The organism is Myxococcales bacterium (assembly GCA_016712525.1).
Lineage (GTDB): Bacteria > Myxococcota_A > Polyangia > Polyangiales > Polyangiaceae > JAAFHV01.
On the sequence record JADJQX010000001.1, the window covers coordinates 868311 to 881714 of the forward strand.

Genomic DNA, 13404 nt, shown 5'->3' on the forward strand with positions numbered 1-13404 from the left:
CCACGCATGCGAACGTTGTCGAAAGACGAGGCCCTCGCGGCCCTCGAAGAGAGCCGGAACAACGTTCCTGCCCGCTACGCCGGCTGTGTGATGTGCGCGCTCGCGGAAGGGGCGCTCTCGCCACGCCTCGTCGTGCACGAGACGCCCCACACCGTGTGCGTCCTCGACGCGTTCGCCGCCCGCCCGGGTCACCTGCTCGTCGTCGCGCGGCGCCACCTCCGCACGCTCCGCGATGTCCCTTGGGAGGTGCACGCGGACATGTCCCGCGTCGCATGGCGTGCGGCGCGCGCGCTCGAAGGCCGAGGGGCGAAGCGCGTCTACGTGGCCCAGCTCGGCTCGCCCGTCGATCTCCCCACGAGCTACGCGCACGCCCACACCCACGTCGTGCCGGTCGACGAGGTCGACGAACGCGCGCGCCCCGCCGCGGTGTTCTCGTGGTCGAGCGGCGTGGTCGTCTACGATCCCGGCGAAGGCGAGGAGCTCGCCCACACGCTCGCGCTCGCGCTCGCCACCGAAGCGTGAAGCAGGCCTCGCGTTCGCCCGATTGTTCCGTGGACGAGACGGTGCATGCAGGCGGCTCCCCCTAATCGACGAGGGCGTTCGGCGGCATGGTGTCGCCATGCCCCGCGACGAGGCCCCCTCACGAACCCCGAGCGGCGAGCACGGTCGGCGCACGTTCCTCCGAGCGGTCGCGGCCCTAGGGGGCGCGGCGGCCCTCGCGTCGGCGGGATGCAGCCGCGCCTCGAAAGAACCCGCCCCCGTCGACACCCAAGGATCCTCCATGGGTACGGCAAGCCACTCGCCTCGGATGCCCGTCGTCTTCGTCGGGCACGGCTCGCCTATGAACGTGCTCGAGAGGAACCGCTTCAGCGAGGGGTTCACCGCGCTCCGTGGGCTCGTCCCCAAGCCTCGCGCGATCCTGGCCATCTCGGCCCACTGGTACGTACGCGGGACGTACCTCACGTCGGCCCCACACCCGAAGACCATCCACGACTTTTCGGGCTTCCCCAAGGCCCTCTACGAGATCGAGTACCACTCACCGGGCAGCGTCGACCTCGCCACCCGCACGCAGGCCTTGCTCGCGCAGTCCGAGCTACGTGCCGACTGGGGCCTCGACCACGGGACGTGGAGCGTTCTCCGCTGGATGTTCCCCGAGGCCGACGTGCCCGTGGTGCAGCTCTCCCTGGATCGAAGGCTCGACGCACGAGGCCACCTCGCGCTCGCGAAGAGCCTCTCCACCCTCCGCGACGACGGCGTGCTCATCCTCGGGAGCGGCAACGTGACCCACAACCTCGGCGACGCGATCGACCGCATGCAGTCGGGCGATACGTCGACCCCCGAGTGGGCGACTCGGTTCGACGAAGCGGCCAAACGCGCCCTCCTCGACCACGACGAGGCGGCGATCGCGGCCCTCCGCGACACGAGAGACGGCCCCCTCGCCCACCCCTCGCCCGACCACCTCCTCCCACTCCTCTACACCTTCGCGGCGACCACGAAGGACGAGCGCGTTCGCTTCACGAGCGAAGCGTTCGACCTCGGCTCGATCTCCATGCGCAACGTGGTGTGGGGATAGCGCGGAGCCGCGGGGTGGCTCTCGGCGCATGGGCGCGCGCGGCTACTTTTTGTGGGGCGCGGGCTTCTTGGGCTTCACGGTGACGTGCGGCGCCGGCGCGGGGTGAGCCACGGGCACGGCCGCCTTCGACGCCGCGTGGTGCGGGGTCGGCTTGGGCTTGTCCTCCGCCGGACCTGCGATCTCGAACGCGACCGAAGCCGACGCCTCTCCGCCTGCCGCGGGCGACGAAGGCACCGAAGGCCGAGGCCCGGAGCTCGCCACCGCGGGCTCGTCGCGAGGTTCCTCCGGCGGCGCACCTCGAGAACCGCCGAACGCCACGATCCCGAGCACCACCACGAGGGCCGCACCCACCGCCGCGAACGCGCGCCACGGCAGGGGCGTCGTGGGCACGACGGGGGGATCCGCTTCGTCGTCGGCGAGCGCGCGGGCGCTCGCGTGCGAGGTCGAGAGGGGCACGGTCTCGCGGTCCTCGGGCTCGGCCGCGCTCACTCTCGTCGGGCCGAGCTCGACGGTCTCCCGCTCGGACTGCGAGGGAGCCGCGGGGCGCACGGTCTTGGGGCTAAGGCTCTCCGGAGCGCGGCTCGCGGGGGGCGAGGCGAACGGGGAAGCCACGGCGACCAGCGTCTCGGCGAAGGCCACGGCGCGAGCGTCCTTCGGCGGCGACACGGTCGGCGGAGACACGGTCGGCGGAGACACGGTCTCTACGTCCGCGCTGGCGAGGCTCTCGGGCTCCGCGGACGGCTCCGGTGCGCTCACGGCCGGAGCCACGAGGAGCTTCGACGAGCCGCGGTACCCGAGCACCTCCCGGGCGGCGCGAACGTCGGCGAGCATGGCGGCGGCCGTGGGATAGCGGTCGGCCTTGGCGAACGCGAGGGCCCGATCCACGATCGCCGCGACCTCGGGCGACACACGCGGGAACACGTCGGCGAGCTTCGGCGCCGGATCACGCTGCATCTTCACGAGCACCTGGATCGCGTTGTCGCCTTCGTGCACACGTCGGCCCGAGAGCACGCGGAAGATCGTGGCCCCGAGCGCGAAGAGATCCGTGCGCCCGTCGATCTCGTCGCCCTTGCCGAGGGCCTGCTCGGGCGACATGTACGCCGGCGTGCCGAGCGCCTTTCCGGCGTTCGTCGCGTGGCCGAGGTCGGAGATGCGCGCCAGCCCGAAATCGAGGATTTTTACGCGTACTTTCCCCTCGTCGCGCGAGAGGAACAGGTTCTCCGGCTTCAAGTCCCGATGAACGACGCCGTTCGTGTGGGCGACCGCGAGCACGTCGAGCACTTGCTCGGCGATCTCGAGCAGCTCGTGCTCCCCGAGAGGTGGGCTCTTTCGCTGACGTTCGTCGAGCGACTCGCCCTCGAGCAGCTCCATCACGAGGTACGCGGTGCCCTCGTCCGGGCCGGACTCGACCACGTCGTCGTCGAGCACGCGCACGGCCCCCTTGTGCTCCACCTTGTTGGCCGCGTACCCCTCGCGCAAGAAGCGCTCACGCACCTCGGGCTCCCGCGCGAGCATCCGATGCAAGAGCTTCACGGCCGCGCGCGCGCCGTTCCGATGACGCGCCTCGTAGACGGCCCCCATCGCCCCCGAGCCGAGGAGCCGTTCGAGTGTCCACTTCTGGTCGAGCACGGAGCCGACCCGCGACTCGTCCGTGCGGCTCATGCGCAAAGGCTAGCGAGGTCTCGGCGTCCAGGCGAACGGATTCGCGACCTCCCACGAGGGGCGAGGACGTCGTACATCGTCTTCTCCTCGCGGCGCGAGGGCACGCTCACCCGGGCACGACGATGCCGCTCGAGAACCGCGCTCGTAGCGTACGCGGAGGGGGCATGCCGTGGATCGCGAGGGCCCGAACGAGGGCCGTCGCCGATGCATAGCCGACCTCGGACGCGACGTCGGCGACGGTGCCGTGCCCATTTCCGACGAGGACCGCGGCGATCTGGACACGCCAGCGGTTTCTGAGGTCCCGCCACGAGCGCGCGTTTTGGTGGTGCTTGCGCATGTACTCGCGGATCCGCCTCTGGAGCTGCCGCTCCGAGAGCCCGACGGCCTCCGCGAGCGTGCGGGCGTCGGCCGCGGTCGCGAGGCTCGCGAGCTGGGCGTCGAGACCGGCTGCGATGCGCACCTCGAGCTCGGTCGGTCCTCCCACGAGCGCTTCGGACGAGAGCCCGTGGTCGACACCCGCCGCAGAAAAGGCTTCGAATGCGTCGTGGAACGTAGCGCGCTGTTCGGAGTGGGGGTCCTCGAGGCGCACGCGGAGCGCGTCCGTGCGCGTCGACGTACCCATCCGCACCGGGCCGGAGAGCGACGACCCGCGATCGATAGGCCACTCGAGCTCGACGAAGCCTGCGTCCTCGAAGCGCCCGCGCGCCATGAGCTCCGGCCGCAGGAGCACGACGTCCCCCGGTAGCGCGACGAGCTCGTCCCACACGATCCGCCCCTCGTTCACGGCGAGCGCTAGGGCGTGGCTCGGCGTCGCGACCCACGGGAACGCGCGCGTGAGGACGCGTTCGTCCACGACGATCCCGGCGTATCGGGTCGCCCGCAGGACGACGTCGGGACGACGCAAGGAGACGACGCGTAGGCGGCAAGACGAGCGACGTGCCTCGAAGCGAAGGTCGGACCGGACGGCGAGGGGCTCCCGTTCCACGCGTCGAGAGTACCGAAAAATCCCGTCGCCTGGCGCGCACCACGTCGAGCGCGTCGTCCCGGCTCGCGAGGGAGACCCACACGCCACCCACCGCACGGTCACGCGTCGCGTCGTTCGAAAGACGCGGCGACACGCTCGCGCGAGGAGTAGGGTTGGGCGAGCGTCGCCCGCGGGGGGCCCGAAACGACACTCGAGGACCGTCTTGCGATCACTTTGCCCCTCGCTCCCACGCACGACGCTCCTCGCTCTCGCGTGGGCCGCCATGGTGAGCCTCGCCTTCGCCGCTTGCGGGGGCACCCCATCCGTCCCGAAGGACGCCGAGGCTCCACGAGAGGACGCGTCCGCGGACGCGCAAGCCCCCGTCCCGGACGAGGACGCCTCCCTCTCCGATGCGGGCGGCGACACGACGGACGACCGCACCCTCCCCGACGCGACGGCCGACTGCGGCACAGAACGGCTCCGTGTCGTCGCCGGAAATCTCTCGGGCACGGGCGCCACGTACGACGATGGCCGAGGCGCGCGCATCTTCAAAGGGCTCTCGCCCGATGTCGCGCTCGTGCAGGAGCTCCGGTACGGCGACGACTCCGCGGCGGCCGAGCGAGCCTTCGTGGACGAGGCCTTCGGACCGACGTTCGCCTTCGTGCGTGGTCGGCTCTCCAATGGCTCGGACATCCCGAACGCCGTCGTCTCCCGCTTCCCCATCCTCGCTTCGGGCGAGTGGACCGACCCCGAGGTCGGGAACCGGACGTTCGTCTGGGCGCAGATCGACGTCCCCGGCCCGCGCGATCTCTACGCGGTGAGCGTGCATCTCCTCACGACGAACGCCACCGCGCGCAACCTCGAAGCGAAGGCGCTCGTCGCGGAGATCGCGAAGCTCCCGCCGGGCAGCCTCGTCGTGCTCGGCGGCGACCTCAACACGACGATCCGCAACGAGACCGCCCTCGGTACCTTCGCGGGGACGCTCGCGACCGACGGCCCGTTTCCGGTCGACCAGGCCGGCAACACGAACACGAACGAGCCCCGCTCCCGCCCCTACGACTGGGTGCTCGCGGCGCCCACGCTCGACGCCTGCCGCACGCCGGTCACGATCGGCGCGCAGACCTTCCCCTCGGGCCTCGTGTTCGACTCACGCGTGTACACGCCGCTCGAGGACGTCACGCCGGTGCGCATGTCGGACAGCGCCTCACCTCTCCAACATATGGCCATCGTTCGGGATTTCGTCCTTCCGAGGTGACTTCTCCGAGGTCGCGCCGCGCAGCGCGTACGCGGCGGAGACCACGGCGAGCACCGCCGACACGTTGAAGACGGCCGTCGGATACTGCGGGAGGAAGCGCACCGCGACGGCGCCGGCCACGAGGAAGGCGACGGCGACGAGCGCTCGCCTCGTCACGAACACCGCGACGCCGAACGCGAACGCGGCCCCGACGAGCAGGTCTCCGGCGACGACGTGAGCGCCCCTGTGCCCCATCGACAGGACCAACGCGCGGTGGGCGACGAGGCCGACCGCTGCGCCCGCACCGACCGCGAGGAGACGCCGGCCGATCGCGTTCCCGAAGAGCGAGCGCCCCACGGTCACGACGGCGAGCGCCGCGAGCACGGTGAGGCCGACGGGAATGGCGAGCGCGTCTCCCATGGCCAGGGTCTCGAACGCGTCCTCCGGGAGGGGCTCGAGACCTCCACCGAAGATCGTCGTCGCGACGGCCAGCGCCGCGACGACCGCGAGCCCCCACGTCCTCGCGCGCGCGCCGACCCCGAGATCCGCGTCCCGACGCGCACGCCGGAGCTCTCTGTCGCTCGCGGCCCGCCCCGAGAGGAGCGCTTCGAGGGCGACGAGGCGCTCTGCAAGGGGAGCGGGCACCTCGTCCATGGCCTCCGCGCACTCCCGGGCGCCGACGAGGTTCTCGCGCGACAGCTCGAGGTCCATCGTGGCGCGCAGCGCGGACGCGAGCCCCTCGCGCGCGACGGGATTTTCGGACCACCTCGCGAGCGCGCTCCGGAAGGCGAACGTCGCCTCCGCGAGCCTCTTCACCCGCTCGCGCGCCGACGCCTCCGAGGTCTCCGCGCTCGAGGACGAGACGAGGCACGCTTCCCCCTCGCGCGCGAGCGCCATCGAGTCCACGTGCTCGAGGAAGTCCGCGAGGGCCGCGCGGAAGGCGAGCGCGCTCGCTGGCCTCTTCGCGGGGTCGAGGGCCGTCGCTTGGTTCGCGAGCCTTCCGAGCTCGTCGGGCACGTCCGCGCCGTAGACGACGGGTTCGGAGCGCGCCGCCCGTTCGAGGGCCTGGCGCACGGTGTCTCCGACGTGACGAGGCCCGCGGGCGAGGATCGTGTGGAGGAGGCCGCCCAAGAGATAGACGTCGGTCCACACCCCGAGCGCCTCGGCGCGCACCACCTCGGGCGCGACGTACGCCGGCGTCCCCGCGAAGGACCGCCCCGACCTCGCCTTCGTGACGTCCTCCGCGATCCCCCAGTCGACGACGTAGACCTCGCCGAGGGAGCCGACGAGCACGTTGTCGGGCTTGAGGTCGAGGTGCAGGACCCCCCGCAGGTGCGCGCCGTGGACGGTCCGCGCCACCTCCATGAGGACGGCGAGATGGGCGCGCAGGCGATCGTGCGGCAGCGTAGGCACGACGGTCCACGGGGCCTCATGCGCGAGGAGATCCGTCCAGCGCTCGCCGACGATGCGCTTCATGACGAGGACCGGCGTCCCGCTCGCCGTCCGTCCGAGGAGGTGAATCGGCGGGACCCCCGGATGATCGAGGTGCCCCGTGATGGCCCCTTCGCGAACGAGCGCGTCCACCTGCTCGACGGCGCGCGGATCCCGAGGGACCTTCACCGCGACCTCGCGGAAGAGAGACCGCTGCTCGGCGAGGAGCACGCGCCCCATCCCCCCTTCGGCGATCACGCCGCGCACGACGAGGTCCTCGCCTCGCGCGGCGGACGGCTCCTCACCGAGCCCGGGAGGGAACGCGACGTCCGCCCTCCCCAGCTCGGCGACCCGCGCCGAAAAGGGAGAGCCAGCGAAAGTCCGAGCGGCCGGCGAGATGGTTTCTCCAGGGGCAGCGGCCGTGGCGGCGAACGCGAGCGCGTCGTCCGGGGCGTCGTTCGACATCCCGAGAGTCTACCCGGACCGCCGCCAGTCGGATGGCCGGCGCGCGACGCGAAGAACGTGGTGGCTCTATCGGTCGACGAGCGCGAGGGCCGGCTCGTGGTAGCCTCGGAGGCATCCGTGGAGGTTTCGTGAGCACTGGAAAAGAGAGCTCTCGCGTGGGCACCAAGGTCGGCGCGTATTCGCTCGAGAGGGCCATCGGGCACGGCGGCATGGCGACCGTCTACGCCGCGCGAGGGCCTGGCGGAGCCACGTTCGCCATGAAGGTGCTGCACCACCCCCTCACGACGGACGAGATCGTCGTGGCCCGCTTCTTCGAGGAGGCCTACCTCGTCAACTCGGTGAAGCACCCGGGCGTGTGCCGCGTCGTGGACGACGGGGTGTCCGAAGATCGCTGCCCGTACCTCGTCATGGAGCTGCTCGACGGCGAGAGCCTCGAGGCGTGCCTCGCCGCCCGCGGGAAGCTCACCGTGGGGGACGCGCTCGACATCGGCATCGACGCGGCCGACACGCTGAAGGCCGTGCACGCGGCGGGCATCGTGCACCGCGATCTCTCGCCGGGGAACGTGTTCCTCACGACGCAAGGCACGGTAAAGATTCTCGATTTCGGCGTAGGTAAGGGCAAAGCCCTCATCGCGAAGACGCTCGAAGGCTCGCTCCTCGGCACCCCCGCGTTCATGTCGCCCGAACAGGCGACAGGCTCCGGGAAAGACGTGGTCGACGGCCGCAGCGACGTGTTCTCGCTCGGGGCCGTGCTCTTTCGCGCGCTCTCGGGCCGCAACGTCCACGACGCCGAGACCACCGTGGCCCAGTGGTTCTCTGCGGCACGAAAAGCGGCCCCGTCCCTCCGCGAGGTCGCACCCGACATGCCCGAAGAGATCGTGCGCACGATCGACGCGGCGCTCGCGTTCGAGCGCGACTCACGGCCCGACGCCGCGGCGTTCCATGCCTCGCTCGTTTCGGCGCGCGCCTTCTTGCGGGGCGACGTGGGCGCCCCCGCGGAGACCTCGTTCGTCGCCATGATCACGGAGCTCCGCGACCTTCAAAAACGCTGAAGCCCTCGCCGGGCAACAGTAACCCGCGAAGTTCGTGCTACCGTGCCACGGTGCCCGGTTCACGTGCCCAAGACTCCATCGACCAGGTAGGCAGCTTCCAGGTCATTCGCACGCTCGCCACGGGGGGCACGAGCGACATCCTCCTCGCGCGGTCCTGCGGGCCGCACGGGTTCGAGCGCACCGTCGTGCTGAAATGCCTCGACGGGCAGCACCGGCCCGAGAGCGACTTCGCCAAGATGTTCATGACGGAGGCCACGGCGTACTCGCGCCTGTCGGACGCCTCGATCGTGAAGCTCTTCGACTTCTTCTCGCACGACGAGCGGCTCGTGATGGTGCTCGAGCACGTCGACGGGCTCACCTTGAGGCGCCTCCGCGCGAGCGCCGAAGAGCTCGGTATCGAGCTCTCCGATCGGGCGGTGCTCTACGTGGCTGGGAGGATCTTCGCCGCGCTCGCGTGCGCCCACGGCTCGACGGACGAGGCCGGCAAGGCGCTCCCGATCGTGCACCGCGACGTGAACCCGTCGAACGTGCTCGTCTCGTGGGACGGCGAGGTCAAGCTCGCCGACTTCGGCGTCGCCCGGGTCACGGGCCTCCACGCGGCCACGGTCGGCGGCGCGATCAAGGGCAGCCTCGGCTACATGGCCCCCGAGCAGGTCCAAGGCGGGACCATCACGCCCGCGACGGATGTGTATGGTGCAGGGATCGTCCTCTGGGAGATGCTCACGAAGCGCCGCGCGTTCGCGCGTGAAGGCGGCAGCGACGTCGACGTGCTCCGCGCCATGTCGGAGCCGAAGATCCCCTCGATCGACGAGCTGCGCCTCGACCTCGACAAGAACGTCCGCGAGCTCGTGACCGCGACCCTCGAGCCGTACGTCGCCACGCGGACCCTCACCGCCGCGCGGATCGCGCAGACGCTCTCCGACCTCGACCCCGAAGGCGCGGGGCGGGTCGAGCTCGTCGAGGTGCTCCGGCGCGTCCGCGAGAAGAAGCCCACCAAGCCCGACAGCGCCCCAAAGGCGACCAAGGTCGCGCCGCCCGCGATCCCGTCGAACGTGCACGTGGCCGAGCCCTCGCCCCCCGTGCCTGCGGCGAAAGCGGCAGAACCGACACCGCCGAAAGCGGCTGGAGCGCCCGCGCCGAATGCAGCAGAAGCGCCCGCGCCACCGAAATCACCGCCCGCTCCGCCCGCCGGGGAGAGCGCCCGCAAGCCTCCCATGAAGCGTCGACCGTCGGGGCTCGGCCCGGGCCTCACGTCGCCCGTGACCGAGCCTGCCGCGGCGAGCGCGTCCCCCACGGTCGATACGGCCACTCCGTCGGCCTCCGCGCGCGCCGCGAGCCCCGCTCCGGCAGCCAAAGCCGAAACGCCCACCCCCGCGGCGAAGGTCGCGAGCCCAAAAGAGGCCGACACGTCGAAGGGCGCGCCGAAAGCCCCCGACGTTGGGGCACCTCCTGCTCCGTTCATGCCCAAGGTACGAGAGCCCGCGCCGCCGCGCCCACCGAGCATCGCGCCTCCTCCCGAGCTCGAGCTCGCCGACAACGGCCTCTACGTGCCCGCGAGCATCGCCGCGCCTGCCTCTGCGTCCGTCGCCGAGGTCGAGTCGATGGAGCTCTTGCAGCGCCGACGGGCCGAACGCGCGAGGGCGGTCGAGCGCGCGAAGGCCGACGGGAGCCACAAACGCGCGATCGCGGCGATGGTGGCGGTGGCCATCGTGGCCGCGGGCACCATCCTGTTCCGCATCTTCTCGACCGAAGCCGAGGCCACCACGCCCTCGCACGGGCAGACGAAGACCACGAGCGCCTCGAGCGAGCCCCCGCAGGTGTTGCCCGAGCGAACGAGCAGCGTCACGACGACTCCGCTGGTCACGCTCTTCGAGGCCACGTCGACCACGCGCCAGCCCATCTTGGTCGAGGGCGTGCTCATCGGCGAGACCCCGCTGCGCGTCGAGGTCCCGTGTGGGACGCGCGCCATTCAGATCGGCAACGACAACCCCGTGCGCACGCTCGATTTGCCCTGCGGCAAGGTGTTCTCGGTCCACGAGAAATGAGCGGCACGCGCGTACGCGGCGCGTGAAGGCCCGGGGCTCGGCACGGTCGAGCTCGATCGATTCGTGTGCCTCTGCGCTCCTCGCGGGCGCCCACTTTTGGTACCTCACGTTCATGCCCGCACCTCGCCACGACGAATTCGAAGCGCGCCTCGGCCTCTCGTTCCGCGACAGGTTCGTGAGGGAGCTCCCCGGAGATCCGTCGATCGAGAACGTCCCCCGGCAGGTGAAGGGCGCGGCGTGGTCGCCCGTGTTGCCCACCAAGGTGGCGGCGCCCAAGGTGCTCCTCCATTCGCGCGAGGTGGCCGAAGAGCTCGGCCTCTCCGAGGGCGTGATGCGCTCACCCGAGATGGCCGAGGTGCTCTCGGGCAACCGCATGCTGCGCGGCATGCGCCCGTACGCCGCCTGTTACGGCGGGCACCAGTTCGGGAGCTGGGCCGGCCAGCTCGGCGACGGGCGCGCGATCACGCTCGGAGAAGTCGCCACGCCGAGCGGTAAAATCCAGGAGATCCAGCTCAAGGGGGCGGGGCCCACGCCCTACTCCCGCAGGGCCGACGGGCGCGCCGTGCTCCGGAGCTCCGTTCGCGAGATGCTCTGCTCCGAGGCCATGCACCACCTCGGCGTGCCCACGACGCGCGCCCTCGCGCTCACGGCCACGGGGGAGAGCGTGGTGCGTGACATGCTCTACGACGGAAACCCCAAGGCCGAGCCGGGGGCGGTCGTCGCGCGCGTCGCGCCGTCGTTCGTGCGCTTCGGCAACTTCGAGCTCCCCACCGCCCGCAAAGACGAAGAGCTCCTCCGCGCGCTCACGGCGCACGTGATGAAGCACCACTACCCCGAGCTCGTGAAGGCCGGGGATCCCACCTCACCCGACAGCGTCGCTGCCTTCTTGATCGAGGTCGCCGAGCGCACGGCGCGCATGATCGCCGAGTGGATGCGCGTGGGCTTCGTCCACGGGGTCATGAACACCGACAACATGTCGATCCTCGGGCTCACGATCGACTACGGCCCCTACGGCTGGCTCGAGGGCTACGACCCGGGCTGGACCCCGAACACGACCGACGCCCAGGGCCGCCGCTACCGCTATGGCGCACAGCCAAGCATCGGCGCGTGGAACGTGGCGCGCCTCGCCGACGCGCTCGCTCCCCTCTTGCCCGAGGGCGCGGGCGATCAAGCCATGAAGGCTTACGGCACCACGTGGGAGGAGCGCGAGCTCCGCATGTACGCCAAAAAGCTCGGGCTCCGCGCCGTGCACCTCCCCGAAGAGGGGGAAAGCGGGCCTTCCGACATGCCGCTCCTCGAGGGGCTCTTTGGCCTCTTCGGCAAAGCCGAGATCGATATGCCGCTCTTCTACCGCGCGCTCGCCGACGTCCCCACGCACGAGCCGCTCGCGCCCGAGGCGTGGGCGAACGTCGCGGGAGAGGTGCTCGGGCACACCTTCTACGACGCCGAGGTCGAGCGCGAGCTCCGCCCCACGGTGGGCGCGTGGCTCTCCACGTACGCGGCGCGCGTCCGCGACGATGGCCGCGATCCCGAGGAGCGCCGGGCCTCCATGCGCCGCGCGAATCCCAAGTACGTGCTCCGCAATTGGCTCGCGCAGAAGGCCATCGACCTCGCCGAGGCCGGCGACACGAGCGAGCTCGAGGCGCTGCTCGACGTGCTCCGAAGGCCCTACGACGACCAACCGGGCCGCGAGGCCTACGCGCAAAAACGCCCCGAGTGGGCCCGCCACAAAGCGGGCTGTTCCATGTTGAGCTGCAGCAGCTGACGTGGCGTGGCGCACGCACGCCGTGCGATCAAGGAAGTACGGCGGGATCAATCCGCGCAGCAGCGGAACCCGATGGTAGCTGGGCACACCATCGGAGCCACACGCCGCGAGGATGGCGCACGCGAGCGAGGCGGCAATCAGAGACCTCACGCGGCGGGTATCATTCGCCAAGGCGAAAATCGACGCGCCCGAGCGTGATTCCGAGCGCGAGAAAAAGCGACGAGTACGCGTACGGCTCCGTCGACTGCAGATAGGTAACCTCGGGGAATACGCCAAATCCCCTTTTGGAGTGAACATCGAGGCCGAACCCCAGGCGGCCGTGCCAGCCGTCGGGCCGCCCCCCACCCGAAACGGGGATGGGAGAGATGCCGATGACGGTCTCTCCGCCTCCAGACGCGTAGGCCTTATGCGACAAGGAAACACCTGCCGTCGCCACCAGGCGAAGCCACGAAGTCGCGTCGTACGAGACGACCGCGGGCGCGTGGAACCAATACCCTTGTCCCGCGCGCCCTCCCGGAATCACCGCAACCGCCCAACGTTCCGACAGGTACGGGGCGATCTTGAAATCCCACCCGAACGTCATGGCATTGAACCGAATGCCAAGATCCGTATGTTTGCTCGTACCGACACGAAGGAGGCCCGTCGCGCTCGGGCCGATGTCCGAGAACTCCTTGCTGCTCAAGAACACGACCGGCTCGAGCGCGACCCCGGCCATGATGCTCCCCGTCTCGACCGGCCGCGCGGAGGTGTAGAGGCCGGGCGAATGGCAGCCCGCCACCACGAGCGCGGCAAGTGCCACGACGGTCGGGTCGAGAAGTCGCCGTTCGGGGTGCAACATTCCACGTCGTGTACGAAGGTTCATCGGTCGTCGCACAACGCCACCGTACCTGAGGCCACGGAATCCGCCACGCCCACGAGGACAGCTGCCCATCTGCCTCGGCCCGCCCCGCGACTGGAGACGCCCGCCGAACGACGGAAAGCGGAAACCTCCGTGGGCTCCCTCTGCGGTTGCGAGCCTCGATCGCGTGGTTCGAGGTCTCCAGGATGTCCTGGTTCGCTCGGGGGAGGCGGCAGCTCGGTGAGGCTTGGGAGGGGGAGAGATGTCGAAGGCTTCGCGTCCGTGTCCGGGAGGGCGCGCGCGCATGGCACGAGCGACCCCCGCGCCCTTTCACCCCGCGTTCACACGCCCCGCTCCGCCTTTTCACCCGCGTGC

9 protein-coding genes and 1 pseudogene are annotated in these 13404 nt (G+C 70.8%); 6 read left to right on the forward strand and 4 right to left on the reverse strand.

Translation table 11 applies throughout. The features are described from left to right. Nucleotides 1-6: 6 nt before the first annotated feature. Together IPK71_03760 and ygiD are read left to right on the forward strand one after the other, a co-directional pair. The gene (locus IPK71_03760; protein ID MBK8212842.1) at nt 7-522 is read left to right on the forward strand and encodes an HIT family protein; all 516 of its coding nucleotides are present in this window, start codon (nt 7-9) and stop codon (nt 520-522) included. Nucleotides 523-781: 259 nt separating this feature from the next. Continuing rightward, on the forward strand, nt 782-1573 hold the full coding sequence (gene ygiD / locus IPK71_03765) for a 4,5-DOPA dioxygenase extradiol (protein ID MBK8212843.1): 792 nt from the start codon (nt 782-784) through the stop codon (nt 1571-1573). A gap of 801 nt (nt 1574-2374) precedes the next feature. Here ygiD and IPK71_03770 read toward each other — a convergent pair. Together IPK71_03770 and IPK71_03775 are read right to left on the reverse strand one after the other, a co-directional pair. Then, nucleotides 2375-3235 (reverse strand): annotated as a pseudogene (locus IPK71_03770) (serine/threonine protein kinase). Nucleotides 3236-3341: 106 nt separating this feature from the next. Beyond that, nucleotides 3342-4088, reverse strand: coding sequence for a helix-turn-helix domain-containing protein (locus IPK71_03775; protein ID MBK8212844.1), 747 nt, complete (start codon nt 4086-4088; stop codon nt 3342-3344). Between the two features lie 334 nt (nt 4089-4422). On the opposite strand from IPK71_03775, the gene IPK71_03780 reads away from it, so the two are divergent. Continuing rightward, nucleotides 4423-5454, forward strand: coding sequence for an endonuclease/exonuclease/phosphatase family protein (locus IPK71_03780; protein MBK8212845.1), 1032 nt, complete (start codon nt 4423-4425; stop codon nt 5452-5454). Here IPK71_03780 and IPK71_03785 read toward each other — a convergent pair. Further along, nucleotides 5404-7329 carry a serine/threonine protein kinase gene (locus tag IPK71_03785; protein ID MBK8212846.1) on the reverse strand — a complete coding sequence of 642 codons (1926 nt, stop codon included), beginning with the start codon at nt 7327-7329 and terminating at the stop codon, nt 5404-5406. The genes IPK71_03780 and IPK71_03785 overlap by 51 nt on opposite strands. Nucleotides 7330-7457: 128 nt before the next feature. Here IPK71_03785 and IPK71_03790 point away from each other — a divergent pair, with 128 nt between their 5' ends. The 3 genes from IPK71_03790 to IPK71_03800 all read left to right on the forward strand — a co-directional run bounded on the left by IPK71_03790 (nt 7458) and on the right by IPK71_03800 (nt 12191). Continuing rightward, the gene (locus IPK71_03790; protein MBK8212847.1) at nt 7458-8381 is read left to right on the forward strand and encodes a serine/threonine protein kinase; all 924 of its coding nucleotides are present in this window, start codon (nt 7458-7460) and stop codon (nt 8379-8381) included. A gap of 50 nt (nt 8382-8431) precedes the next feature. Further along, on the forward strand, nt 8432-10426 hold the full coding sequence (locus IPK71_03795; GenBank protein MBK8212848.1) for a serine/threonine protein kinase: 1995 nt from the start codon (nt 8432-8434) through the stop codon (nt 10424-10426). 112 nt (nt 10427-10538) lie between these two features. Continuing rightward, nucleotides 10539-12191 (forward strand): YdiU family protein, encoded by a 1653-nt coding sequence (locus IPK71_03800; protein MBK8212849.1) that lies wholly within the window; start codon nt 10539-10541, stop codon nt 12189-12191. A 160-nt stretch (nt 12192-12351) separates the two neighbouring features. On the opposite strand, the gene IPK71_03805 is transcribed toward IPK71_03800, so the two are convergent. Then, nucleotides 12352-13026 (reverse strand): hypothetical protein, encoded by a 675-nt coding sequence (locus IPK71_03805; GenBank protein ID MBK8212850.1) that lies wholly within the window; start codon nt 13024-13026, stop codon nt 12352-12354. Nucleotides 13027-13404: the final 378 nt, after the last annotated feature.

What these genes read in the sequence shown, in the direction of transcription:
- IPK71_03785 (MBK8212846.1), bottom strand. Translation starts at nt 7,329, where the DNA reads ATGTCGAACGACGCCCCGGACGACGCGCTCGCGTTCGCCGCCACGGCC.
- ygiD (MBK8212843.1), top strand. Translation starts at nt 782, where the DNA reads ATGGGTACGGCAAGCCACTCGCCTCGGATGCCCGTCGTCTTCGTCGGG.
- IPK71_03800 (MBK8212849.1), top strand. Translation starts at nt 10,539, where the DNA reads ATGCCCGCACCTCGCCACGACGAATTCGAAGCGCGCCTCGGCCTCTCG.
- IPK71_03760 (MBK8212842.1), top strand. Translation starts at nt 7, where the DNA reads ATGCGAACGTTGTCGAAAGACGAGGCCCTCGCGGCCCTCGAAGAGAGC.